Source organism: Nostoc sp. (assembly GCF_036917935.1).
Taxonomy (GTDB): domain Bacteria; phylum Cyanobacteriota; class Cyanobacteriia; order Cyanobacteriales; family Nostocaceae; genus Nostoc.
On the sequence record NZ_JBALEL010000002.1, the window covers coordinates 534,848 to 560,830 of the forward strand.

A 25,983-nucleotide genomic window follows, 5' to 3' on the forward strand; every position below is an offset into this window, starting at 1 on the left:
TTATCTTTGTAGTCTAACTACTACATCAAAGCAAAGTTTAGTATTTTTACATTCACTAGAATAAACTCTTTGCAGTCCGAAGATTAAATTATTTAGCAGTTACAGCCTAAAGGACTGCCAGTTGATGGGCAAGGAATACACAATGCTTTTTTCACTAATACAATTTCTGGTATTGAAACTCTTGGAGTTCCTGGCAATAATGCATTGGGTTGCTGTTCATCAACTGCATCATCAGATTTGAGTTGATTCGGGTCAAGATTACATTGCCAATGAATTCTCAGGACTCTATCTTCTAATAAGCCGTACTTTTCAAGCACTGAGTGTAAGTCAGCGTTTTCTAGGCTTTCACCCATTTTCTGCTGAATCTCTTCTTGTAACTGCTGTAATATTTGAGGGTCTATGACTTGTTGAGAACTCATGATTGTTTTCGTTCCTGACGGAATGTGTATAATTATTGCTTCAGTTTAGTTAGCAATGATTACGCTGAGTGTTATAAAAGTTCATATTTTCCTGCGGGATTTCCTTTACAGCTATTTTTAGGTAAATAAATCACGCAGTAGAGGTACAGCATTGCTCTTGACACTCCCCGGCGTAAACGCACGGGGATTCTTTGATCTACGAGACAACTTGCTCATGCAGGATTTCTCCAACAAGAGTAGAGGTCGTTTCTCCTAAAGCGTTGCTTGCATCTAGTGCAAAGGTTCCGGTATGCCCTACCGTACCCAATCCTGAGTTAAGGATGTTTATTCCGGCGTTGTGATCTCTATCCAGATTGCAACCACACTGACAAACGTGGGTACGAGTAGATAGGGACTTTCTCACAATGGAGCCACAGTTAGAACATTCCTGACTTGTATATGAAGGATTTACCGCAATAGTAATCCTTTTAAATACCTTCCCGAAATACTCTAACCAAACTCTAAATTGATACCAGCCAGCATCATTGATTGATTTTGCCAAGCAATGATTTTTCACCATGTTCTTAATCCTCAAATCTTCGTAGACTACTACATCGTTTGATGTGATTACGCACCTTGCCAATTTCACGGCATGGTCTTTACGCTGCCTACTTATTTTGAGGTGAACTCTACTTAATATATTTCGAGATGCGCGCCTATTGCCAGAACCTTTAACTTTGCGAGAAACAAGTCTTTGTGACCGTTTCATCTTGCGTTCCCCAGTTCTATAGAACCGAGGATTTTCAACCTTGTTACCCAGCGAATCAGTATAAAAGCTTTCCAAACCTACGTCTAACCCAACTGTCTGATGAGTTGGTTGTATAAACTCAAGGCGTTCTACATCAACACAGAATTGGGCATACACACCATCTGCACGTTTTACCAGTCTCACCCGTTTTATCTGGTTAATTTGGTAGAAATGCAGGTCACGAGTGCCTTTGAGCTTAAGAGTACCAATGCCGTTTTTGTCTGTGAAGGTTATAGATTTACGATTATCTGCAAGCTTCCATCCTGATGTTTTATACTCAACAGAATGGCAATTTTTCTGGAATTGGGGAAATCCCTTTTTACCAGATATCTTTTTCTTGCAGTTGTCATAAAAACGTGAGATAGCAGCCCATGCCCGTTCTGCTGCGGCTTGTCTAGCCATTGAGTTTAACCTATTTGCAAAGGGGAACTCTTTAGCTAATAATGCACAATGCCGTGATAGTTCAACCCAAGACTGAGCAACGCCGTCCATCCACAATCTAATAGCTTTATTCCGAATGAACTGAGTCGTTCGGATCGCTTGATCAATTGATTGGAATTGCAATGCTTTGCCGTAGGTTTTGAACTCAAAAACTAGCATGAATATCTCTCATTTCACTTATCTTATGATAGCATATTCATCATAAGATTACTAAAGTATTCTTTTGGAAGTGCAATATAAAGCCGTCCTGGAAGGACGGGGCTTTTACCCAATTTTTTGGTAACAATGCAAGTCACAAATAAAAAATATCCAATTATTTATTGTCGGGTGGGCGTATCGCCATTGGTGTCTCACCCAGTAACCAAAGGCGGGCTTCCACTCCCCGCCTGTTTTCCCACTAATTCTTAATTCCCGTTGCCGCAATACCCTGAATAAATTGACGCTGACCAATGAGAAATAATACCATCACTGGAAGTGTCGCGATTGTCACCGCTGCCATCATCAAGGGCCAATTATTCGTAAATTGCTCTTGAAACTCAGCCAAAGCTAGTTGCACCGTCCTTAATTCTGGTCGTGTCGTAAATACCAGAGGCTTAAACAAATCATTCCACTCACCGATGAAGGTGAACAAAAACAGCGTCACCAAGGCCGGACGGGCTAAAGGTAACATCACCCGCCACAAAATTTGCAGTCGGTTCGCCCCATCTATAGCTGCGGCTTCCTCTAACTCTACGGGAATTGTCTGGAAATACTGACGTAATAAGAAAATTCCAAATCCGTTCACCGCAGTGGGTAAAATGAGCGCCCAGTATGTATTTATCAGATGTCCCCACTTCAACACCAAAAAGATGGGAATCACCAATAACTGAAAGGGAATCACTAAAGTTGCTAAAACGACTAATAGCAGGGCTTGGCGTCCCCGAAACTTCAACCGTGCGAGGGCGTAACCAGCCAAAGCAGAAGTGACAATCTGAAACGCCGTCACAGCGATCGCTACCAAGGTAGAATTAGCAAACGCCAGCAAAAATTTTCCCTGTTGCCACGCAACGCGGTAATTTGCTAAAGACCAGTTATTTTTGGACAAATTTTCTGGGCTGGCGGCAGTTGGTGCAAAGGAGGTGAGAAACACCACAAACAGCGGTAGTAAAACAATAAATGCCCCTAGCAGTAAGACTACTAGGCTCAAAAAATCACCAGATTTCAGATTCAGGTTTGGTTTGGACATAACTTGAGATGCAAAGCATTTATTTCGCTAGTACTAGAGCATTGCCCCCAGCAACAATTAATCTATAAAGATAGTCTACTTGTTAAGTTAAATTAAACCACAGTGATTGTTACTCTCAGTTCATAGGGTAAATTCAATCCTGGTGTCAAATAATTCAGATTTACAGGAGTAAACATAACCATGCAGCAGCTTGCAGACCAATTTAAAGAATTAGATTTCAAGAGCGAAACATACAAAGATGCTTATAGCCGGATTAATGCGATCGTGATTGAAGGGGAACAAGAAGCCCATGAAAATTACATCACACTAGCCGAACTACTGTCGGAATCTCATGATGAATTGATTCGCCTCTCCAAGATGGAAAGCCGACACAAGAAAGGATTTGAAGCTTGTGGGCGCAATTTGGGTGTCACCCCAGATTTGCAATTTGCCAAGGAATTTTTCTCTGGACTACACCAAAATTTCCAAACAGCGGCGGCCGAAGGGAAGGTTGTCACTTGTCTATTGATTCAGTCTTTGATTATCGAATGTTTTGCGATCGCAGCATATAACATTTACATCCCCGTCGCCGACGCTTTTGCCCGTAAAATAACGGAGGGAGTAGTAAAAGAAGAATATAGCCACCTCAACTTTGGAGAAGTTTGGTTGAAAGAACATTTCACCGAATCCAAAGCTGAACTTGAACTTGCAAATCGCCAGAACCTACCCATTGTCTGGAAAATGCTCAACAAAGTAGAGGGTGATGCCCACACAATGGCAATGGAAAAAGATGCTTTAGTAGAAGACTTTATGATTCAATACGGTGAAGCATTGAGTAACATAGGTTTTACGACCCGCGATATCATGCGCTTGTCAGCCTACGGACTCATTGCCGCTTAAAAGAGTGCTGAGTAACGAGTGCTGAGTGCTGAGGAGTTCAAATTAAAATTCAGAACTTCAGAACTCAGGACTTAGGACTCAGGACTGCTAAACCACTTATTATTCCACGCCTCAAGACAGCATAAGCCTAATAATCACTACATGTTTGGTCTAATTGGACATCTGACTAGCTTAGAACACGCTCAAGCGGTAGCTAAAGAATTGGGATACCCAGAATATGCCGATCAAGGGCTAGACTTTTGGTGCAGCGCCCCACCGCAAATTGTCGATACCATTATTGTCACCAGTATCACTGGGCAAAAAATTGAAGGACGGTATGTAGAATCTTGCTTTTTGCCGGAGATGCTGGCTACCCGTCGCATCAAAGCCGCAACGCGCAAAGTCCTCAATGCCATGGCCCATGCACAGAAGCACGGCATTAACATCACAGCTTTAGGCGGATTTTCCTCAATTATTTTTGAAAACTTTAAGTTAGAGCAGTTTAGCCAAGTCCGCAACATTAAACTAGAGTTTGAACGCTTCACCACAGGAAACACACATACTGCCTACATTATTTGTAAGCAGGTGGAAGAAGCCTCGAAACAACTGGGAATTGATCTCTCAAACGCGACTGTTGCTATATGTGGGGCAACTGGGGATATTGGCAGTGCAGTTACACGCTGGCTAGATGCGAAAACAGATGTTCAAGAACTTCTGCTAATCGCCCGCGATCAAGAACGTCTCAAAGAGTTGCAAGGCGAACTGGGGCGCGGGAAAATCATGGGTTTGACAGAAGCACTACCTCTAGCTGATGTTGTCGTTTGGGTTGCCAGTATGCCCAAAGGCGTGGAAATTGACGCTACCAGTTTAAAACAACCCTGCTTGTTGATAGATGGTGGCTATCCTAAAAACTTAGCGACGAAAATTCAGCATCCTGGTGTACACGTGTTAAATGGTGGAATTGTAGAGCATTCGCTGGATATTGACTGGAAAATTATGAAAATCGTCAATATGGACGTGCCAGCCCGCCAGTTGTTTGCTTGTTTTGCCGAATCAATGTTGCTGGAATTTGAGAAGTTATACACGAACTTTTCGTGGGGACGGAATCAGATTACCGTAGACAAAATGGAGCAGATTGGTCGGGTATCAGTGAAACATGGATTTAGACCGCTGCTGGTTTAGTCATTGGTCATTTGTCATTAGTCATTTGTTATTTGCAAAGGACAAAGGACAAGTGACAAAAGACAAAGGATAGATAACTTATAACTCGTAATTCATAACCCCTACGATGGCAACTACCGAGCGTAAACCGCTACTGTTAGATTTTGAAAAACCCCTAGCAGAACTCGCAACCCGAATCGATCAAATTCGGCAACTTGCAGAAGAAAATGGCGTTGATGTTTCTGGTCAAATTCGTCAACTAGAAGCACGCGCCATGCAACTGCGTGAGGAAATTTTCACTAGTCTATCCCCGTCCCAGCGATTGCAAGTCGCTCGTCATCCGCGTCGCCCCAGTACTCTCGATTACATTCAGGCAATTAGTGATGAATGGATGGAATTGCATGGCGATCGCACTGGTGGTGACGATCCGGCTTTAGTTGGTGGTGTCGGTCGTCTGAGTGGGCAACCTGTGGTGATGTTGGGTCATCAAAAAGGTCGCGATACTAAAGACAATATTGCCCGTAACTTTGGAATGCCTTACCCTGGCGGCTACCGCAAAGCCATGCGGTTGATGGAACACGCTAACAAGTTTAGTATGCCGATACTAACTTTTATCGACACACCAGGAGCTTGGTCTGGGGTAGAAGCAGAACACCAAGGTCAAGGAGAAGCGATCGCCTACAACTTGCGGGAAATGTTCTGCTTAGATGTGCCAATTATCTGCACAGTTATCGGTGAAGGTGGTTCCGGTGGCGCACTCGGTATTGGCGTAGGCGATCGCCTACTGATGTTTGAACACTCCGTTTATACCGTCGCCACCCCCGAAGCCTGTGCCGCCATTTTATGGAAAGATGCTGGTAAAGCTCCCCAAGCCGCCGTAGCTCTAAAAATTATTTCCCACGACTTGAAAAAGTTGGGAATTATCGACCAAATACTGCCTGAACCGACTGGTGGCGCTCATTCCGATCCTTTAAAAGCCGCTACTACTCTTAAGCAAGTGCTGATGGAAAATTTGGACGAACTCAATCGTTTAACCGCTCCAGAACGCCGCCAAATGCGCTATGAAAAATTCCGCAAAATTGGTGTTTTTACAGAAGTTGCCCACTAACGGCACTGCCTAATAATTGATTAGCAAAGCAGCAATGCTATAATTGCCTATGTGCTTAAAGATTTTTAACAATCTAGCCATAGGCATTTGCATATTTGGTAAATCTACTCAATTTGATTGAGTGGGTTTTGTATTATGTAAATAATCTAATTGGAATGTACGACGTGGTTTTCTAAGCAATGATTTGTTGTCTTGACTAGTAAAACCCACAAAATGCGGACTATTGTGCTGCATCATAGCATTTGCTTAATGGAAATCATCAGATTTTTAGATTCCTTTAATCTATCCAAACCGAGAAGTGTGAATAATTGGATGGTAATAGGCTTTGGGAACTGCCAAAAAATTGGGAGACACCATGAGTGTTGAGCAAAAACGACGCGCCCTGATTACTGGGGCAAGTAGTGGAATTGGAAAAGCAACGGCTTTAGCCTTTGCGAAAGCGGGAATAGATGTCGCCTTAGTCAGCCGTTCTTTGGATAAGTTGGAGGCGGTAAGAGAAGCTGTAGAGCATACTGGGGTGGAAGCGAAAGCTTACGCTGTAGATTTAGCGCGGCTCTCCGAAGTCAAAGAAAAGATCGAAGCGATCGCCCTTGACTTTGGTGATCTAGACATTCTGGTAAACAGTGCTGGCATCGCCTATACAGGCACTTTGAGCGAAACTCCCCTAGAGGACTGGCAGGAGGTAATTAACTTGAATCTCACCAGCGTATTTCAGTGCATTGTGGGGATTTTACCTTCAATGCGCGATCGGGGCACAGGCACAATTATCAACGTCGCCTCAATTGCCGCCAAGCAACCTTTTCCCGGTTGGGGAGCATACAGCGTCAGCAAAGCCGGTTTGATAGCCCTCTCTCAAACCCTGGCACAAGAAGAACGCACCCACGGCATTCGGGTCACGGCTATCTGTCCCGGCGCAGTCAATACCGAACTTTGGGATACAGAAACAGTCCATGTCGACTTAGACCGTTCCAAAATGTTAACCCCGGAAATTGTGGCTCAGTCAATTCTCTACACAGTTTTGTTACCACAACAGGCAGTTATTGATGAATTGACCCTGATGCCCAGCGCTGGCGCACTCTAATTAGTCCTGCGTCCTTTGTCTTTTGCAAATGACCAATGACTAATGACTAATGACTAAACCATAACCAAGACTGAATCATGACTATTGCTAGTTCTAACGGTTCTAATTGCTCTCAATCGCCTCTGATTCCCGACTTGGCAGAAGCCATAACTCCTAGACCCGATCGCAATACTCATAACGGGCGACAACCAGATGTGTTCCCGCCAAAAGAGGAACATTTGGAGGAAATGAAGGACGCCGTGCGAACACTAATATTGGGAGTCGGCGAAGACCCTGAACGCGAAGGACTCCTGAAAACACCCAAACGAGTGGCCGAAGCAATGCGGTTTCTTACCAGTGGCTACAGCCAATCCCTTGAAGAAATCGTTAACGATGCGATCTTTGATGAAGGGCATAGCGAGATGGTATTAGTTAGAGATATTAATTTCTTTAGTTTATGCGAACACCACATGCTGCCATTTATGGGTAGAGCGCATGTTGCTTATATCCCCAATCAAAAAGTTGTGGGACTAAGTAAGCTGGCCCGGATTGTTGAGATGTATTCCCGTCGCTTGCAAGTACAAGAGAGGTTAACCCGCCAAATTGCCGAAGCAATTCAGACCATTCTGGAACCTCAAGGCGTTGCCGTAGTGATGGAAGCTAGCCACATGTGCATGGTGATGCGGGGTGTCCAAAAACCAGGTTCTTGGACTGTCACTAGCGCAATGGTTGGTGTGTTCCAAGAAGACCACAAAACCCGCGAAGAATTTTTTAACTTGATTCGCCACCAACCAGCGTTCTTTTAAGGAGTGGGGAATGGGGAATGGGTTATTATCCTTGTCTGCCTTATCTCCTCCTACTTCCCACTCCCCACTCCCGACTCCCCAATTTCTCAAACAACTTGGCTACTTTATCTAAATCCTTATCTCCCGGTGTCCGTTCCACACCACTAGATAAATCAACGCCGCTAGGATTAACTTGATTTAGGGCTTCCACAATATTATCGGCTGTTAGTCCCCCTGCTAAAAACCAAGGACAACTAGGGCTGAATTGTTCTAGCATCGTCCAATCTAAAGTTTTTCCTGTACCACCCAGTTGTTGCGGATGGTAGGCATCAAGTAGCAAAGTATCGACATATTTGGTGTAATCAACCGCTGTGTCAAGATGCTCAAGACTACGAATTCTCAGTGCTTTAATAATTTCGACATTGGGTAAAGCTTGACGTAATTGGTCGCAAAAATTTGGTAACTCATCTCCGTGTAACTGCACACCAGTCAACCCAGAATCAGCAACTATCTGACTGATTTCAGGGATACTAGCGTTGGCAAAAACCCCAATTGTGTCAATATTTGCCGGGAGTTCTGCCACTGCTGCCCGAATTTGGGATGTAGTCACGTAGCGAGGTGAGTTTGGCACACAAATAAATCCTAGTGCCGTTGCGCCTAGAGAGGCGATCGCTATAGACTGCTGTGGTTGAGTAATGCCGCAAATCTTAACGCGCATGAATATTTAACAAATTTAAACTAATCATCAGAAAAGTCTAAACTATCTAAAAAATTTTTGGCCCTTGTAATTTTATAATCTTGTAGGTCTACGTTAACTTTTCTATTCAGGAGACAAAAGCTTGATTTCCTCTATTTTACTAGCAGTAGCGGCATCTGTTCCCGCAACACCTGCGTGGAATCCCACAGTAGGAATCATCATCAGCATCAGTAGCTTAGTAATGGTTTTACTAAGTACTAAAATTGAACAACCCCTAGTTGGCCCCAAGTTCCCTATCCTGCCAATTAGTATTCCCACATTCGCTGCTGCTATGGCTTTTGGTCATATTATTGGCGTTGGCATCGTTTTAGGATTGACTAACATCGGTCGTCTATAGTTTTGTGATCACAGAGGTGTTACTTGTAACCCCGCTATCAATGCAAAACTCCTAAAAATGATTTTGGGCAGGGGAGTAGGAAAGAAATAACTTATGACCCATGCCCAATTCCCAATTCCAGAGTTTTGCTCACAGGCATTAATTGTCTATTCTAGAAATAAGAGCATTTAGTCACTTGTTACTACCGAATTGATGCTCGACATAAATGTGTATACGAATATGCATAGTATCTCAGTATAAAAAGTACTAGCGATATCTAGTTTTAGGGCAGTGTAATGCAAACAAATTGGAGAATTGGGTCATTATTTGGAATTCCCCTGTTTTTAGACCCGTTATGGTTTGTGATTTTAGGGTTGGCAACCCTGAATTTTGGGGTAGCTTATCAGGAATGGGGGAGTGTTATAGCTTGGAGTGCTGGAATAGTTATGGCACTGCTGCTATTTGGTTCGGTGTTGTTACATGAATTGGGTCATAGCTTGGTAGCCCGATCGCAAGGCATTAGAGTTAATTCAATTACCCTATTTATGTTTGGCGGGATTGCTGCCATTGAAGAAGAATCTAAAACTCCTTTCAAAGCCTTTCAAGTAGCGATCGCTGGCCCTTTGGTGAGTATCATCCTATTTTTTCTGCTCCGTCTGGCAGTTTTTGTAATCCCTGATACTAATCCTCTCAGTATCATGGTCGGAGATTTGGCGAGAATTAACTTAGTGGTGGCACTATTTAACCTGATTCCTGGCTTACCTCTAGATGGGGGGCAAGTGTTAAAAGCAGCACTATGGCAAATCACAGGTAATCGTTTTCAAGCCGTACACTGGGCTGCAAAGGCTGGGCAAATATTGGGTTATAGTGCGATCGCTTTCGGATTTGTTGTCGATTTCGTGACAAGGGAATTAGTAGTTGGTTTGTGGATTGCGCTGTTAGGTTGGTTTGCTGTCCGCAACGCCAGCAACTATGACAACATGACTACATTGCAAGAAAGCCTACTCAAGGTGGCGGCGGTCGATGCGATGACTCGTGATTTTCGTGTCATTGATGCTGACCAGACATTGCGTTCCTTTGCCGATTTATACCTCTTAGAAACCTCTCCCTCACAGGTTTATTTTGCTGCTTCTGATGGACGTTACCGGGGTCTAGTTTCCATTGACGATTTCCGTTTAACCCAAAGGGGTGAATGGGAAACCGAAACTTTACACAGCATAGTGCATCCGCTGACAGAAATACCTACCGTTGGGGAATCAACATCGATCGCTGAGGTCATTAACAAGCTAGAAAATGAGCAGTTACCTAGAATTACCGTCCTTTCTCCCGCTGGTGCCGTAGCTGGTGTCATTGACCGGGGAGATATTGTGCGATCGCTAGCACAGAAGTTAAATTTGCAGATAACCGATGCTGAAATTAAGCGCATCAAGGAAGAAGGTAACTATCCACCTGGGTTGCAACTGGGAGTAATCGCAAAATCAACTACAAATTAAACGTCATACACTCGTCATAGGTTTGCAATAGATACGTCAAAAGCGTGTGTGATATTGAATTTGGTATTTGGTTACAAAATGCTTTTTTTGGGTAAAAGGTAGGATTTTTTCCTACCTTTTTTATTTTTCAAAGTAACTGAGTTGGATAAACCTCTCCCTGCCTTGAACTAAAGTTAGTTCAAGTCTTTCCCTCTCCGACTCCGAGAGGGACGGTTTTACGTAGTAAAAGCAGGGAGAGGTTTCTTTGACATCGCCTCAGATGATGGGAAAATTAAATTAAAACTTCCAGTTTAAAGTGAGTAAAATGTAAGGACGTGATATACTACACCTCTCACTTACCCTGGTTTTATGGCACTGCCAATTGTTGCAATTATCGGACGCCCAAATGTGGGCAAATCCACCCTGGTTAATCGACTCGCCGGGGAACAAACGGCGATTGTCCATGATGAACCGGGAGTGACACGCGATCGCACCTATTTACCAGCTTTCTGGAATGGTCGCGAATTTTTAGTGGTAGACACTGGTGGTTTAGTTTTTAATGATGATACCGAATTTTTACCACTGATTCGTCAACAGGCAATGACAGCCCTTGCAGAAGCATGTGGCGCTATTTTTGTAGTCGATGGTCAAACAGGCCCCACATCGGCAGATTTAGAAATCGCCGAATGGATGCGCCAACAACGCGTACCTGTGCTACTAGCTGTAAATAAATGTGAATCCCCAGAACAAGGCTTAATGCAAGCTGCCGAATTTTGGGAATTGGGATTGGGCGAACCTTACCCCATCTCCGCGATTCATGGCAGTGGCACAGGAGAGCTACTCGACGAGTTAATTAATCACATCCCTGCGATTGAAGACATTCCAGACACGAATGAAATCAAAGTAGCAATTGTGGGACGCCCGAATGTCGGCAAATCGAGCTTACTCAATTCTTTTGTCGGGGAAGAAAGGGCAATTGTCAGCCCCATTTCCGGTACCACTCGCGATGCTATTGATACCGTCATTGAACGGGAAGGACAAACTTACCGCTTGATTGACACTGCCGGCATTCGTAAAAAGAAACATATCGAATACGGCACAGAATTCTTTAGTATTAACCGCGCTTTCAAAGCGATTCGCCGCGCTGACGTGGTTTTATTAGTAATAGATGCCGTGGATGGAGTCACCGAGCAAGACCAAAAATTAGCTGGGCGGATTATCGAAGAAGGTCGAGCTTGCATCATCGTCGTTAATAAGTGGGATGCCGTCGAAAAAGACTCTTATACAATCTACGACTACGAAAAAACTCTGCAATCACGGTTACATTTTACCGAATGGGCAGAAACAATATTTGTGAGTGCCTTGTCAGGACAACGAGTAGAAAAGATTCTCGAATTGGTGAAAACGGCGGCTGAATCACACAAACGCCGTGTCAGCACATCAGTAATTAACGAAGTTTTAACAGATGCCGTCAGTTGGCATTCACCGCCAGCATCTCGTGGTGGGCGTCAGGGCAAGATTTATTATGGTACACAAGTCAGTAGCCAACCACCAACGATCGCCCTATTTGTCAACGACTCCAAACGCTTCAACGACAACTACCGTCGCTACATTGAACGCCAATTTCGTCAACAGCTAGGATTTAAAGGCACACCAATTATATTGTTGTGGCGAAGCAAAAAAGTCCGTGATGCCGAAAGTGGTAATGTTAATAGAGCAACTCGCGTCAAAATAAGTTAGGAATTATGAGTTAGGAGTTATGAGTTAAAGCCAAAATTGCTAATTAGAGAACCCTATCGACTTAAGTTTGATCGCGGCACAAGGTAAAAGTTATGAGTTAAAGTCAAAACTCCTAACTCTTCATTCGTCACTCCTAACTCTAAAATGGATTTATTGCGATCGCTGCCACTTGGACTTTATTTAGAACAACCCCAAACTTGGCTGCATAAAATCGATCCGCGAGTCAAGTTCGCCTGGTTGATGAGCTTTTTAACAAGCTATGTTTTAGCCAACAACTTTTGGCGAGTACTGTTAGTGGTAGCATTGATTTTTCTCACCTTGATTGCCAGAATTCCGCGACGAGTATGGCAGCAGCAAATGGGTTGGCTATTAATACTATCGTTTTTTGTCTTAGCGATCGCAGCCATCAGTCCTGATGGACTGGGTGTAGATTATCAGTCACGCCTGCCAGCTAATGAACAAATATTAACCCAGCCAGCAAACTCTAATAATCTTGTTCAAGAGCCAGCATCTGAGAAAAAAGCATACAGCTACGTACTATTTCACAAAGGCCCGGTGAAAGTGACTCGCTACTCCTTGAGTTTGGCAGTACGCCTGAGTACACTTATATTTACCGTCATTTACAGCACCAATCTATATCTGCTGACAACTGCACCAGAAGAAATCACATCTGGCATAGAAAGCTTAATGCAACCCTTGCGCCGCTTCAAGTTGCCTGTCACAGAAATTGCTTTGACTTTAACGTTATCCTTGCGCTTTATTCCCTTGGTTTTGGAAGAAGTGCAAAACTTATTTCGCTCCGTGATGACAAGGGCAATTAATTGGAAAAAGCTGGGATTAAAAGGAGCATTCAAGGTTTGGATGACAGTCGCAGAGAGACTTTTAGAAAATTTGCTCTTACGAGCCGATCAAATGGCGAATGCAATGATGGTAAGGGGTTTTACCAGTCCCAATGAGCATCGAGTCCAGTGGCACGACTTACGATTAAAAGGGCGTGACTGGCTTGCGATCGCAACTTTAATCTTATTCTGGGGAATACGGCTAGCTATAGGAACTCAGGTCTAATTTTGCACCGAGATAAATGGTATAGCGTTTCCTAAATGAGGTACGTCATAGCCCCCTCCTCGCTTGCGGGGAGGGGGTTGGGGGGTGGGGTTCTTGTATCTAACTCAACTGAGAACCGCTATAAGAGGTAATACAGTAGAATTCAGAAATAAAAAAAACATCCTTCTTCTCTCAGTGTTCTCTGCGGCTCTGTGGTAGCCTGCGGCAAGCCGCTCCGCGTCTATGTTAAAAAATTGACTTTGACAAAGAGTTAAGCCTTAATTGAACCGTATTGAGCTATAGGTAACGATGTGGCATAGAAAATTGAACAGCTACCCAGCCATAAAATTGATCCCCTACCATTTACCGTAGATTTTTGGTATGAAGCAGCGTTATGCGAACACTAAAAACTAATCTCAATATTTTTTACCCAGTACCATTATGAATCTCTGCACAACGCTCAGGCACAAATTGCACCACTGAAAATCCTAGATAATCGATAGACCTTTTGTCTGTTTTTTGTCTCGTTCCCAGTATTTGACTGGGAATGCCTATGAGAGGCTGCGGCTCTTGACTTGCGGCAGAGCCGCAATGAGGTGCATTTCCAGCCAGAGGCTGTAAACGAGGTTTTAAAGGAGTTTTAGCTTAGGTTGACACCAATGAGTAATGCTAAATCCCTACTGCATATCCGGTTTTTTCTGTCAATGCGTAAGTCCTATAATCAATAAAAAGATAGTTTTCTTTCCTATTCCACTCCCCAATTACAATTTTGTGCCATTCAGCGACAGTTGTGGCAGTATGGAAAGAAGTTGAAAAATTCGCCGTTGCCGTTGGAACTTCAAAGGGTGTTTTTCCTTCCCACGTCGAACTTTCAATAAGAGGATCAGGAATGGTTTGTGCCTTGTCTCTACAGCTTAGTAAATTGAAGTCACCAAAGCAGATGGTGATACTTATCGATCAGCCTCTACTCTTTGAATCTACGCTTCGCGGCTTCTGTTGTACCATAACGCTTCACTACCACTAGCTTCATCTGCCCATTAGGAACTAGATCAAGGTCTTCGTAACCGCAGTTTCGCATTTTAACCAAATATTCTGGCGAATGTTGGTATTATCGTCTGAATGTTTGGAATTCACTGCGAAAAGATATACATACTTCCACCTTGACTACACCTTGACTCTTAAATGAATCCAGAAAACCCAGAAACTTACATAAACCATCCAACTTGGGGTTTACTCTACAAAATCTGTATGGTTGATGAGAACCAGGATTTGTTCACCACACTTTATGCCCAGCGCTTATTCTTTTTGGTGGCAAATGACGTTAAAGGTGTTAAATTCCAGTCTCTAGGACGTACTGAGGCGAGAATGATGCTGGAAAATCGCTTACGTACCCTGCGGCGCAGTGGGCAATCTCAGGAGTACGATCAGCTTCAGAGTGTTTTCCAGCGCACCTTCCAATGAACAGTTCGATTTCCGAACGTATTGTTTCTATTCGCTCCTCACTGCCAACTTCAGTCAAATTGATTGCTGTTAGCAAGCAAGTTTCTGCCCAGGCCATTCGGTCTGCATACAACGCCGGAATTCGTGATTTTGCGGAGAGTCGTATCCAAGAAGCTGCCAGCAAACAAGCCGAGTTGCAAGACTTACCGGATATTACCTGGCACTTTATTGGACATTTGCAAAGCAATAAAGCCAAAAAAGCCATCGAGCATTTCCCTTGGATTCACTCCGTGGATAATTTGAAGCTGGCACAGCGCTTAGACCAATTGGCGCAACAGCTAGGAGTGAGTCCCCAGGTTTGCCTGCAAGTGAAAATTCTCCCCGATCCCAACAAGTCTGGTTGGAGTGTGCCAGAACTTTTGGCTGATTTACCCACACTCAATCAATACAAAAGTTTACAAATTCAAGGTTTGATGACAATTCCGCCTTCAGGATTAAATAATTCCGAAATTCTTAGTGTGTTTAATCTCAATCGTGAGCTAGCGAAACAAATCCAGGAGCAAAACTGGCCGCACATTAAAATGCAGCACCTATCTATGGGTATGTCAGGCGACTACGAACTGGCAGTGCAAGCAGGCGCAACGATGGTACGATTAGGAACAATATTGTTTGGCGATCGCTCTTAGCCGATTAATCATCAGCCTTGCTCTTCAGTATTAATAGAAGCCTTGGCTTTGATGACAAGAATTTTGTAACAGACTGGTGCAATCGGAAACAAAGGATATAGTATTGACAAGAGCAATCGCCAAGGGAAAATGGGGTATAAAGAAGTTTCCTTCGGATAAACCTTAGGATATAATTTGGACTCATTATTATGTTTAGGCGATGCACAGGCCTTTTCAATAAGTGTCAGTTCATCGCCAAAACCCGTAGTATGGGCTACAAATAGCAATACACTTGCCGAAGTATCCACCGATGTAGCGTAGTTTACCGCCGCAGGCATCGCTCCTAACTCAATCAATCCTCAGCCAAGTCAATGCAGGCTATTCGCATCAGGAGAGTACACACACAATGAACAATATATTTTCTAAACTCAGAGACTTTGTGGGTCTAAATGAGCAAGTGGAATACGAGTATTACGAAGAAGAACCAGAAACAGATAAGAATTACCAAAATCTGTATCAGCAAGAAAATCCCCAACCAGCAGCACAAGAGAGTACAGGCGCTCAAAATCGACGCTGGCGGGAACCAGTGCCTACAATGGGAGATGATATGACAGCAGGTCAAAAGCCAATGGGGAATGTGATTGGTATGCCAGGAGCAATTAACGGAATTTCAGAAGTTTTAGTACTCGAACCACGCACCTTTGAAGAAATGCCCCAGGCAATTCAAGCGCTGCGAGAACGCAAGTCGGTGGTATTAAATCTGACAATCATGGACCCCGATCAAGCTCAACGAGCAGTAGATTTTGTTGCAGGTGGTACTTACGCACTAGATGGACATCAAGAGCGCATCGGTGAGAGCATCTTTTTGTTTACACCAAGCTGTGTCCAAGTTAGCACCCAAGGTGGCGTTCTTCATGAAGTACCACAACCACCAGCGCGTCCATCTCGTCCTACAGGTACTCCAAATCAAACCTGGGGCAACGAAACTAACCGGATGGCACAATAAAGTTAAATTAGTAGTTAGTCCTTTGTCATTTGTGCTGGGTTTTGCTCATAGTGATAAATGACAAACGACTAATGACTAATGATTAACAATCAATGACTATAAAATTTGGCCTAATTGGTGGTGGGGTAATGGGAGAAGCGCTCTTATCCCGCCTAATCACGCGTGGAATTTATCAATCATCAGAAGTCATCGTTAGCGAACCGCTATCTTCACGCCTAGATTTTTTAAAACAGCAATACGGTGTTGCTGTGACGATAGATAATAGCCAGGTTTTCACCGAAGCCAAAGAAGTTCTATTTTTGGCAGTGAAACCGCAGGTATTTAGTGCGATCGCTCAAGAATTAGCACATATTGATATTCTTAATAGAGAACACTCACCCTTGATCATTTCCATTTTGGCGGGTGTCCCTTTAAGTCAGCTAGAAGCTGCATTTGTGCAATTGCCAGTGATTAGAGCAATGCCCAACACCCCGGCCACTGTGGGAGCAGGAGTTACCGCGATTTGTTTAGGTGCATATACCAGCCCCAAGCATCACCAAATAGCACAGCAAGTTTTTTCTGCTGTGGGTGAAGTCGTGGAAGTGTCAGAAGGTCTGATGGATGCAGTTACAGGCCTATCTGGTAGCGGCCCCGCTTACGTGGCGCTGTTAGTAGAAGCACTTGCTGATGGCGGAGTAGCCGCAGGTTTACCTAGAGTAATTGCCAATCAACTAGCCTTGCAAACCGTACTGGGAACAGCGAAACTGTTGCAGGAAACCAAAATGCACCCAGCAGAACTCAAAGATCGTGTTACCAGCCCTGGCGGTACAACCATTGCGGGGATTGCCAAGCTAGAACAGGCAGGATTTCGTTCAGCTTTGATTGAAGCAGTCAAAGCTGCCACAGAGCGATCGCAAGAGCTAGGAAAATGAGAGACTAGGGCATGGGGAATGGGGAATGAAGACATAAGTAACAGTTCTCCAGTACCTCACCCCAGTATCGAGAAGCATCTAGAGCGATGGATCGGTTTATCGCTGAAATACAGGGAGATGCAAAAGCGACACCAAAAGACTAATCCCTCTTCCAGATTGATTGAGGGATTTTTGGTGAATTATTCTCAATTTGGGAAAAATGTTTTTGGTTTACTTAGTGGTAACGCGCTGTGCGGTAAATGTAAACGTAAGCGGTACCCCTTTGCAACCATTAGCTTCTTGCACAGTTGCATTTAAATCAAAGAAACGAACCTGGATTCTTCCTTGCAGCGTTTGAGTACTTTGATTGAACCTCATGCTATAATTTTGCCCACCAATGCCAAGAGGATTGCTTGCTAGAGGTAGAGTACCTGATAAATTGAAGTTTAATGTCGTGGCGGTAATGTCCCCATTATTATTACACTTCCAAGAACCCTGAGAGGTACTGAAAGGATTGAACTGATTTTTACCTTGGTAAACACCACCCTGATTAGAGTCTGTAACCAAGATATTACCGTCAGTGGTCAGTGTGATAAGTGCGCGAGATGCTCCCCTTACCTGTTGAATCAGATATTGTCTGAATACATGTACCAGAAACAAACTTTCTGCAAACGGCCCGTTCTGAGTTGGTATAATTGACAGATTCAGCCTTTACCTTGTGAATATTCCAGATATCAGAAATGGTTATTGCAGAAAGCACACCAATTGTCAATCCAATCAAAGTTCTACGAATTTTCATGGTACAACTATAGATAATTTACGAAACTTTACTAGAAACATACTTATAAAAAAGAAACATTCTTGATAAATTTTGGTTAAGTCTCGATTAAAAAGGTTTTACCCAAATGGTGGATTGAGCCGAGATATGTGAGAAATAGGCTTATTATCTTTTAACTGTTGATGCCATCCTACAAGACTATCTGCTGTTGGCTTTTTGACGAAGAAACCGTAACTTAGAAAGTTAAGTTTTTCCGATTTCAGGATTTGAGCAGCAATTTTTGCTAATGGAGATTCAAAATCTAAAGTACGGAAATAAGCATCTCTAAGCCAAAGTCCAAAATCATGTACTATTAATTGCTTGCAGTTGTGATTTGGCTTCGACTTAAGCTTGCAGTCTCACTTGTTGCTGATAGATAGCTAATTCCTGGGGGTAAGAGTTTTACAATATCTAATGCCCAACCAATATCCAATGCCCAATGCCCAATCTCTAACGAAGTTGACAAAAGACTCGTTAGTATAGTAAACAATCTGGTTGCAAATGTGATTGAGTGAATTATCCTGCACCGTCTCCAGAACTTGACTTAGGGTCTATATTTCCCTTTGATCTGGATCAGTTTCAAAAAGAAGCGATCGCGTCCCTAAACGCCGGACGCTCGGTAGTCGTATGTGCCCCCACAGGTTCGGGCAAAACATTAGTAGGAGAATACGCCATTTATCGCGCCCTAGCGCGAGGAAAACGTGTATTTTATACTACTCCTCTGAAGGCGCTGTCGAATCAAAAATTACGTGACTTTCGAGAAAAATTCGGGTTTGATCAAGTCGGACTGTTAACTGGAGATGCTTCCATTCACAGGGATGCACCGATTTTGGTGATGACCACAGAAATTTTCCGAAACATGCTCTATGGCACACCGATTGGCCAAATCGGCATCTCGTTAGTAGACGTTGAAGCGGTGATCCTTGATGAATGCCACTACATGAACGATCGCCAGCGCGGTACAGTTTGGGAAGAATCGATCATCTATTGTCCCCGTGAAGTGCAACTAGCAGCCCTCTCAGCAACGGTTGCCAATAGCGATCAACTCACTGATTGGCTAAATCGCGTTCACGGCCCAACTGACCTGATTTACTCCGATTTTCGCCCAGTCCCCTTGGAATTTCACTTTTGCAATCCTAAAGGGTTATTTCCCCTACTGAATGATAGCAAAACTAAAATCAACCCCCGCCTTCAGAAGAAGAAGGGGAAAGGGGGAGAAAGGGACAGAGGCAGAAGTGGTAGACCGGAAGCTCCTGGCATAATTTATACCCTCAGCCAATTAGAGCAACGGGATATGCTACCAGCGATTTACTTTATTTTCAGCCGCCGAGGATGTGATAAAGCAGTGGCGGAAGTGGGTGATTTATGGCTGGTAAATAGTGAAGAGTCCCAAATTTTACGAGAACAGATTGATGACTTTTTAGCCCGTAATCCCGAAGCAGGGCGTTCTGGACAAATTGCACCCCTGTATCGGGGAATTGCTGCCCACCACGCTGGGATTTTGCCTGCTTGGAAAGCACTGGTAGAAGAACTATTTCAGCAAGGGTTGATTAAAGTAGTATTCGCCACTGAGACACTAGCAGCGGGAATTAATATGCCCGCCCGAACAACGGTAATTTCTACCCTTTCTAAGCGTACCGACACTGGACATCGCCTGTTGAACGCTTCGGAATTTTTGCAAATGGCGGGACGAGCCGGCCGCCGGGGGATGGATAAACAAGGTTATGTGGTGACAGTCCAAACTCCCTTTGAAGGAGCCAAAGAAGCCGCGTATTTGGGAACATCCAAGCCAGACCCTCTTGTTAGCCAGTTTACGCCTAGTTACGGCATGGTACTCAACTTGCTGCAAACCCACACCCTAGAGCAAACCAGGGAACTAATAGAGCGCAGTTTTGGGCAGTACATGGCCACCTTGCATTTAAGGCCTGAATACGATGAGATTGCCGAATTGCAAACCCAATTAGCTCAACTTCATGAGCAAATCGCCGCAGTTAATGAAAATGAACTGGCTATTTATGAAAAATTGCGGCAACGCCTGAAAGTGGAACGCCAGATATTGAAAACCTTGCAAGAGCAAGCACAAGAAAACCGACAAGAAGAATTGGTGATGATGTTGGGCTTTGCAGTGTCAGGAACTCTGTTAAGTCTCAAGGGCAAAAATATCACAGTGTCTTCACCGATAACGGCAGTTTTAGTGGGAAAATCGTCTGGTTCTGGTCAAGCTCCTTACTTGGTATGCTTGGGGCACGATAACCGCTGGTATGTGGCAACTACAGGGGATGTAGTCGATTTGTATGCCGAACTACCGCGAGTTGAAGTACCACCTGATGTACTACCACCGCCAGAGATGCCTTTGAAGCCAGGACAGTCGCGCCGTGGTAACGAAGAAAGCTTTGCGATCGCTGTGCGTATTCCCGATCCAATAGAATCTTTACATTTGGCACCAGAAGTAGCGGAACAACTCAGTCACGTTACCGCCGTCCAAGAGCAATTAGAAGCTCATCCCCTGCATCAATCAGGCAATGCTGCAACGCTTTTCAAACGCCGGGCCCGCTATGTCGAACTAGAAGCCGAACTCGAACAGTTGCAAGGGCAAGTAGAACAACAGTCACAACGTCATTGGGAAGAGTTTCTCAATTTAATCGCCATTCTGCAACATTTTGACGCTTTGGATAACTTAGTCCCCACAGTATTAGGGCGAATCGCTGCCGCCATTCGAGGGGAAAATGAATTGTGGCTGGGTTTAGTATTCGCTAGTGGTGAATTAGACAACTTAGATCCGCACCATTTAGCAGCAGCAGCAGCGGCTTTGGTGATGGAAACACCCCGTCCAGATAGCAAGGTTAACTTTGAACTTAGTAATGAAGTGGCAGAAGCCTTGAAAAAATTGCGGGGAATTCGTCACCAAATGTTCCAACGACAACGGCGGTATAACGTAGCGCTGCCTATATGGTTGGAATTTGAGTTAATTGCCATAGTGGAACAATGGGCGCTGGGAGTGGAGTGGACAGAACTCTGCGAGAACACTACTTTGGATGAAGGCGATGTGGTGAGAATTTTACGCCGGACGTTGGATTTATTGTCGCAGATACCCCACATTCCCCATTTGCCAGACTCTTTCCAGCGTAATGCCTATCGAGCGATGCAGTTGATTGATAGATTCCCTGTGAATGAGGTGGTTGAATAAACAGGATACTCTGACGCACACAGACTATTCGATTATTTCTGTGCGTCTTTTTCTCTCAGGACTTACGCCAAAATAGATGCTGTAGGGGCAATTCATGAATTGCCCCTACAAACCGCCCTTATAATCAATCTACACTTGACCAAATAATAGTAGTGGTACGTAGTTAAAAATGCTTTTTTGGTTTCGTATATCTTCTCTACGTGATTAATCACGTGTATCTAACAAAAGTGATAGTCGCTATCAGCGCTATTCAATCTTAGTAGACCAAGTTTCCAGTACCCTGCAACTGACGCAAAGAATTTACACATAATGGACAGTCGCAACCAAATACTCTAATTGCAGCATCGCTTTCCTCTTCAGTAAAGTTCAACATGGCAACATTCTGATTTGATACTGATGTGACAATGGTTGAGGAACGTGTAGAGGTATACGGATGTTTTCTCTCTGAATCTCGAATGCACACAAAATCTTTTCCACCATGTGGGTTAGTGATACAGGTGCGACCGTCTTGTGTGTGCAGTAATCGCTGTGTAATGCTAGTACTAGCATGGGCAGGATTAAATACCGCCAGCGTAGACATCATCGACACAAAAATTGAGGAAGTGGAAAGCAAATTCAGAAGAATTTTTTTGTTCATAGATTTCCTTGAGAAAATAGTCTACTAGCTTAGGGTATTCGATTAACTTTCAAACTTCAAGTGAATTTTACCTGAGAATAGCTAGATAGACACTTGTTAACTAAGAAAGTTCCATCTCTACCCAGTTTGATCACAAATTATTTGCTACAGCATAATTCAGCAATCAAACAGGGTTGATGTCTGGTATTGAGACTTAAGTTGTGTACTTCAGCAAATTTCAATTCGCGGTATATTCGCAAGATGGTGATTGTTTGCTTGATGTAAGTATAAGAGCTTAATTAAATTAAAGCTTGTAATTAGCGGCTCTAACCCTTTAAATTCTTATGCAGAGCGATAAATCGCTCACTACGAACAAAAGTTATATCTTAGGTTGTTCCATAGAATTGCCAACCGCTATCGCTATCTTGACAAGATTATCAATCATAATTTTAACCAAAAGATAGTATATATATTTAGCAATAAATTTGATATAGATTCTCGTTCTTAAAATATAAACTTGTAAAAACTTCTTTTTTTCATTACATTTGTAAAAAGGTTCATATCTCAATTAATTTACTAGCCTACACCAAAAAAATGAAGCGGAAAGTACATTCAGAATCTTCAGATTGTTGCAACGGTGAACATGACGATCGCGAGAATCATAACCATGCTCATAATCACCATCATGATGAGAATCATAACCATGACCACGATCATGACCACGGTGGAGAATTCAATCTTAAAAATGAGGTATTGCCTTTAGTTGTGATTTTAAGTTTATATGCGCCTGGTGTAATTTTTGAAAATCAATTACACAATACACTTTATTCAATCGGTGAATATCTGCTTTTCATCCCTGCCTATCTATTAAGTGGATGGAGTGTTTTAAAAACTGCTGGGCGCAATATACTCAGAGGCAGAGTATTTGATGAAACCTTTTTAATGACAGTAGCGACACTAGGGGCGATCGCAATTCATAAATTACCCGAAGCTGTCGGAGTAATGTTATTTTATAAAATTGGAGAATTGTTTCAAGATATTGCCATTAGTCGTTCACGTAATTCCATCAAAGCATTATTGGAAGTCCGCCCAGACTATGCCAATATCCAAATAGAGGGAGAACTCAAGAAAGTATCGCCAGAAACAGTAAATATTGGCGATATTATCGTTGTAAAGCCTGGAGAAAAGATTCCCTTAGATGGAGAAATTATAGATGGTAATTCACAAGTTGATACATCTGCATTAACTGGAGAATCTGTACCGCGAACGGTGAGACTGGGAGAGACAGTTTTGGCTGGGATGATCAATAAAATGGGTGTTCTCAGCATTAAAGTAACAAAACTATTTAATGAATCTTCCATTGCCAAAATTTTAGACTTGGTGCAAAATGCCAAAAGTAAAAAAGCAGAAACAGAAAAGTTTATTACTAAATTTGCCCGATATTATACGCCAATAGTAGTTTTTACATCTCTAGCAGTTGCAATATTACCTCCTTTATTCATTTCGGGTGCAACTTCTTCCGAATGGGTTTATCGTGCCCTAATTTTACTAGTTATTTCCTGCCCATGTGGACTCGTTATCAGTATTCCATTAGGTTATTTTGGAGGTGTGGGAGGTGCAGCTAGACGTGGTATTTTAGTTAAAGGCTCTACTTTTTTAGATACTTTAAATGCAGTCAATACAGTTGTTTTTGATAAAACGGGAACGTTAACAAAAGGGGTATTCAAGGTAGAAAAAATAGTACCATTAAATGGCTGGAATGAACAAGAATTGCTGCAATTAGCTGCCAAAGTAGAATCGCACTCAAATCATCCCATCGCTCAATCTATCCGCAAGGCTTATGCTGGAAAAATCGATGAATTTGAGGTGAGAGATTATGAAGAGATCGCAGGTTATGGAATTAGAGCCAAGGTTGAAAATAGGGTAGTGATAGCAGGAAGCGATCGCCTATTACATCGAGAGAAGATTGCTCACGATAATTGCCAGTTAGAAGGAACAGTTATTCATCTAGCAGTGGATGATATTTACGCGGGATATATTATCATTGCTGATGAACTGAAAGAAGATGCAAGACTTGCTATTCAAGCACTCAAGCGAATGGGTGTAGAGAGAACAGTAATGTTGACAGGAGATAATCAAGCGATCGCTTCCCGAATTGCTCAACAGCTTGGCATAGATAGCTACGAAGCAGAGTTATTACCTGAAGAAAAAGTTGATGCCATTGAGAAGTTACTCAGCACCGCCGGCAAGCATGGTAAAGTTGCCTTTGTTGGAGATGGAATTAATGATGCGCCAGTGATTGCTAGAGCAGATGTTGGTATGGCAATGGGTGGATTAGGGTCAGATGCAGCGATAGAAACTGCCGATATTGTGATTATGACAGATGCACCATTAAAAGTAGCAGAAGCAATACAAATCGCCAGAAAAACCCGCACAATTGTTTGGCAAAATATTGGGTTTGCTTTAGCAATTAAAGGTGTATTTATTGGGTTGGGTATTTTAGGTATAGCGACAATGTGGGAAGCTGTATTTGCTGATGTCGGAGTAGCTTTACTGGCAATTTTAAACGCAACTAGAGCGATGAAATAAAATTTTTGGGAAATCGGGAATCTGTAATTGGGAAATTGTAGTAGCACAATATGAGTACTGCTCACTCATATTGTGCTACCCAATAATAAAAACCATGAATTTATCAATCAAAGGCATTGCTATAGCTACTTTAGCTTTACTGCTAAACTATTCAGCAAACCCAGCCTTTGCACTACCCCAGAAAATCAATCATCCAATTACTATTGCTAAATCGCAACCCTTAAAAGATACCTTAATTGTTCCTGGGGAACGAGTGGGGCCGATAACACGCAAAACCACCAAGCAAGATTTAGTCAAACTGTTTGGCGGGTCTCATCTCGTTGATAAAACTATCTCTGGTGCTGAAGGAATAGGTAGTTTTGCAGCTACTCAGGTAAACCTAAATCAGGGACGTTCTCTGCTAGTAGTTTGGAGTGATAATACTCGTACTAAACCTTTAGATGTGCGTAACCTGGGTTCAGCTTGGAAAACCCGCGAAGGTATTGGAGTGGGAACACCCTTAAACGAGTTACGTAAGAAATTAGGTGATTTTAAACTTTATGGATTGGCGTGGGATTACGGTGGCACGATTTTGTTAGATGGTAGTAAATTATCCCGTTATCAAGGCAAACTCATTTTACGAGTAGATGCTGCTGCCAATGCTTCTGAAAAGTTTCCCAATGACTACCAATCAGTGTCTGGGGATGGTACTTTTTCCTCCACCAATCCCCACTGGAAACCTCTAGGAATTAGGCTTGCAGAAATTATCCTTGTACTGAATCCAAGTGAATAGTGGTATGCTAAACATCAGTTTGCTTGCTAGGGCGTAGAGGAACTATGGAGACAACATTCTTATACTAAGTCTAGAACTGGTAAATTACTGACAGAAGAAATTACATAAGTGACATCTTGTGTCGCAATGATGTTTCAGCTATTGAAACCAAACACAGTAAACCAGATTGCTAGATCGATAATCTGGCTAGTCGTCTTGAGTAAAGATTATTGACTCAAAAAGTACCTGCATGTCCTCTGAGAAGCATCTACAACACGAAATCGATGCATTGCCTATTGGGACTTAGACAAAAGCGATGAACTGGATAATATTGAGTCTGCATTGCAATCATGAGACTTATGTAAATATACAGTTATTTGGCGCAGGAAAATCAGGATTTCCTCACCCAGACAACAAGGAAAACAGAGATATCCAGTTAATTGGTATTTGTTTATACTATTTCAAATTTTTGTAGTGGTTATACTCATAACTTAGGTTCTACCTGGGAATTAGGAAGTGGCTTTGCCACTTCTTTTTATTGATCTGGTAGCCCAGTAAAAAATGGATTAAAAGTTAAAAGTAACTTTGTTGAATTTTTAACCTTTATTAATTGTTATACCATTTCACAAAATACCTGCTACGCATAGATTTGTAGGGGCGTACAGATGTACCATTGGTGTCAACTTAAGCTGAAACTCCTTTAAAACCTCGTTTCTAGCCTCTGGCTAGAAATGCTGCTCCTGGCGGCTCTGCCGCCAGCAAGAGAGGCGGAGCCTCAAGGACGAGCATTCCCAGTCGGAGACTGGGAACGAGGAACGAGGCAATCTAAAAGCTAGTCTAGAAGTAGCT

The 25,983-nt window shown here is 43.0% G+C and carries 23 protein-coding genes; 16 read left to right on the plus strand and 7 right to left on the minus strand.

Annotated features, from left to right (window positions below):
* Positions 1-92: 92 nt before the first annotated feature.
* The 3 genes from V7K62_RS02600 to V7K62_RS02610 all read right to left on the minus strand — a co-directional run bounded on the left by V7K62_RS02600 (position 93) and on the right by V7K62_RS02610 (position 2,872).
* Positions 93-419: a hypothetical protein gene (locus V7K62_RS02600; protein ID WP_334861355.1), complete on the minus strand. Its 327-nt coding sequence runs from the start codon at positions 417-419 to the stop codon at positions 93-95.
* 196 nt (positions 420-615) lie between these two features.
* Entirely contained in the window at positions 616-1,806 is a 1,191-nt protein-coding gene (locus V7K62_RS02605; RefSeq protein WP_334861357.1) for an RNA-guided endonuclease InsQ/TnpB family protein, read from the minus strand.
* A gap of 238 nt (positions 1,807-2,044) precedes the next feature.
* Positions 2,045-2,872, minus strand: coding sequence for a carbohydrate ABC transporter permease (locus tag V7K62_RS02610; RefSeq protein ID WP_334861359.1), 828 nt, complete (start codon positions 2,870-2,872; stop codon positions 2,045-2,047).
* 180 nt (positions 2,873-3,052) lie between these two features.
* Between V7K62_RS02610 and V7K62_RS02615 the strand changes: the two genes are divergently transcribed.
* The 5 genes from V7K62_RS02615 (at position 3,053) to folE (ending at position 7,865) form a co-directional block, all read left to right on the plus strand.
* Positions 3,053-3,751 (plus strand): aldehyde oxygenase (deformylating), encoded by a 699-nt coding sequence (locus tag V7K62_RS02615; protein ID WP_334861361.1) that lies wholly within the window; start codon positions 3,053-3,055, stop codon positions 3,749-3,751.
* Between the two features lie 141 nt (positions 3,752-3,892).
* A complete protein-coding gene (locus V7K62_RS02620; protein ID WP_334861364.1) occupies positions 3,893-4,912 on the plus strand; it encodes a long-chain acyl-[acyl-carrier-protein] reductase in 1,020 nt (339 codons plus the stop codon).
* 106 nt (positions 4,913-5,018) lie between these two features.
* Positions 5,019-5,999, plus strand: coding sequence for an acetyl-CoA carboxylase carboxyltransferase subunit alpha (locus V7K62_RS02625; protein ID WP_322727248.1), 981 nt, complete (start codon positions 5,019-5,021; stop codon positions 5,997-5,999).
* A gap of 355 nt (positions 6,000-6,354) precedes the next feature.
* Positions 6,355-7,080, plus strand: a complete 726-nt coding sequence (locus tag V7K62_RS02630; RefSeq protein ID WP_334861367.1) for an SDR family oxidoreductase — start codon at positions 6,355-6,357, stop codon at positions 7,078-7,080.
* Positions 7,081-7,157: 77 nt separating this feature from the next.
* Positions 7,158-7,865, plus strand: coding sequence for a GTP cyclohydrolase I FolE (gene folE / locus V7K62_RS02635; protein ID WP_334861369.1), 708 nt, complete (start codon positions 7,158-7,160; stop codon positions 7,863-7,865).
* Between the two features lie 40 nt (positions 7,866-7,905).
* On the opposite strand, the gene V7K62_RS02640 is transcribed toward folE, so the two are convergent.
* Positions 7,906-8,562: a phosphoribosylanthranilate isomerase gene (locus V7K62_RS02640; protein WP_334861371.1), complete on the minus strand. Its 657-nt coding sequence runs from the start codon at positions 8,560-8,562 to the stop codon at positions 7,906-7,908.
* A 121-nt stretch (positions 8,563-8,683) separates the two neighbouring features.
* On the opposite strand from V7K62_RS02640, the gene psaK reads away from it, so the two are divergent.
* From psaK to V7K62_RS02670, 6 genes are all read left to right on the plus strand, one after another.
* Positions 8,684-8,938: a photosystem I reaction center subunit PsaK gene (psaK, locus tag V7K62_RS02645; protein ID WP_334861373.1), complete on the plus strand. Its 255-nt coding sequence runs from the start codon at positions 8,684-8,686 to the stop codon at positions 8,936-8,938.
* A 275-nt stretch (positions 8,939-9,213) separates the two neighbouring features.
* The gene (locus V7K62_RS02650; protein ID WP_334861375.1) at positions 9,214-10,410 is read left to right on the plus strand and encodes a site-2 protease family protein; all 1,197 of its coding nucleotides are present in this window, start codon (positions 9,214-9,216) and stop codon (positions 10,408-10,410) included.
* Positions 10,411-10,758: 348 nt separating this feature from the next.
* Entirely contained in the window at positions 10,759-12,129 is a 1,371-nt protein-coding gene (gene der, locus V7K62_RS02655) for a ribosome biogenesis GTPase Der (protein WP_334861377.1), read from the plus strand.
* Positions 12,130-12,273: 144 nt separating this feature from the next.
* A complete protein-coding gene (locus V7K62_RS02660; RefSeq protein WP_334861379.1) occupies positions 12,274-13,194 on the plus strand; it encodes an energy-coupling factor transporter transmembrane component T family protein in 921 nt (306 codons plus the stop codon).
* A 1,161-nt stretch (positions 13,195-14,355) separates the two neighbouring features.
* Positions 14,356-14,634 carry a transcriptional coactivator PipX gene (pipX, locus tag V7K62_RS02665; RefSeq protein WP_334861381.1) on the plus strand — a complete coding sequence of 93 codons (279 nt, stop codon included), beginning with the start codon at positions 14,356-14,358 and terminating at the stop codon, positions 14,632-14,634.
* Complete coding sequence (locus tag V7K62_RS02670; RefSeq protein WP_334861383.1) at positions 14,631-15,299, plus strand: YggS family pyridoxal phosphate-dependent enzyme; 669 nt, start codon at positions 14,631-14,633, stop codon at positions 15,297-15,299. The genes pipX and V7K62_RS02670 overlap by 4 nt, the downstream gene beginning before the upstream one ends.
* Positions 15,300-15,310: 11 nt before the next feature.
* Here the strand turns inward: V7K62_RS02670 and V7K62_RS02675 are convergent, their stop codons facing one another.
* The gene (locus V7K62_RS02675; RefSeq protein ID WP_334861385.1) at positions 15,311-15,616 is read right to left on the minus strand and encodes a hypothetical protein; all 306 of its coding nucleotides are present in this window, start codon (positions 15,614-15,616) and stop codon (positions 15,311-15,313) included.
* A 68-nt stretch (positions 15,617-15,684) separates the two neighbouring features.
* Here V7K62_RS02675 and V7K62_RS02680 point away from each other — a divergent pair, with 68 nt between their 5' ends.
* On the plus strand, positions 15,685-16,284 hold the full coding sequence (locus V7K62_RS02680) for a cell division protein SepF (protein WP_334861387.1): 600 nt from the start codon (positions 15,685-15,687) through the stop codon (positions 16,282-16,284).
* Positions 16,285-16,376: 92 nt separating this feature from the next.
* Positions 16,377-17,195: a pyrroline-5-carboxylate reductase gene (gene proC / locus V7K62_RS02685; RefSeq protein ID WP_334861389.1), complete on the plus strand. Its 819-nt coding sequence runs from the start codon at positions 16,377-16,379 to the stop codon at positions 17,193-17,195.
* 210 nt (positions 17,196-17,405) lie between these two features.
* Here proC and V7K62_RS02690 read toward each other — a convergent pair whose 3' ends face one another.
* Complete coding sequence (locus V7K62_RS02690; protein WP_334861391.1) at positions 17,406-17,741, minus strand: hypothetical protein; 336 nt, start codon at positions 17,739-17,741, stop codon at positions 17,406-17,408.
* A gap of 761 nt (positions 17,742-18,502) precedes the next feature.
* On the opposite strand from V7K62_RS02690, the gene V7K62_RS02695 reads away from it, so the two are divergent.
* Entirely contained in the window at positions 18,503-21,178 is a 2,676-nt protein-coding gene (locus V7K62_RS02695; protein ID WP_334861393.1) for a DEAD/DEAH box helicase, read from the plus strand.
* Positions 21,179-21,434: 256 nt separating this feature from the next.
* Here V7K62_RS02695 and V7K62_RS02700 read toward each other — a convergent pair whose 3' ends face one another.
* Entirely contained in the window at positions 21,435-21,815 is a 381-nt protein-coding gene (locus V7K62_RS02700) for a hypothetical protein (RefSeq protein ID WP_334861395.1), read from the minus strand.
* Positions 21,816-22,388: 573 nt separating this feature from the next.
* Between V7K62_RS02700 and V7K62_RS02705 the strand changes: the two genes are divergently transcribed.
* Both V7K62_RS02705 and V7K62_RS02710 read left to right on the plus strand, forming a co-directional pair.
* Complete coding sequence (locus V7K62_RS02705; protein ID WP_334861397.1) at positions 22,389-24,383, plus strand: heavy metal translocating P-type ATPase; 1,995 nt, start codon at positions 22,389-22,391, stop codon at positions 24,381-24,383.
* Between the two features lie 94 nt (positions 24,384-24,477).
* On the plus strand, positions 24,478-25,155 hold the full coding sequence (locus V7K62_RS02710; protein WP_334861399.1) for a hypothetical protein: 678 nt from the start codon (positions 24,478-24,480) through the stop codon (positions 25,153-25,155).
* Positions 25,156-25,983 lie beyond the last annotated feature (828 nt).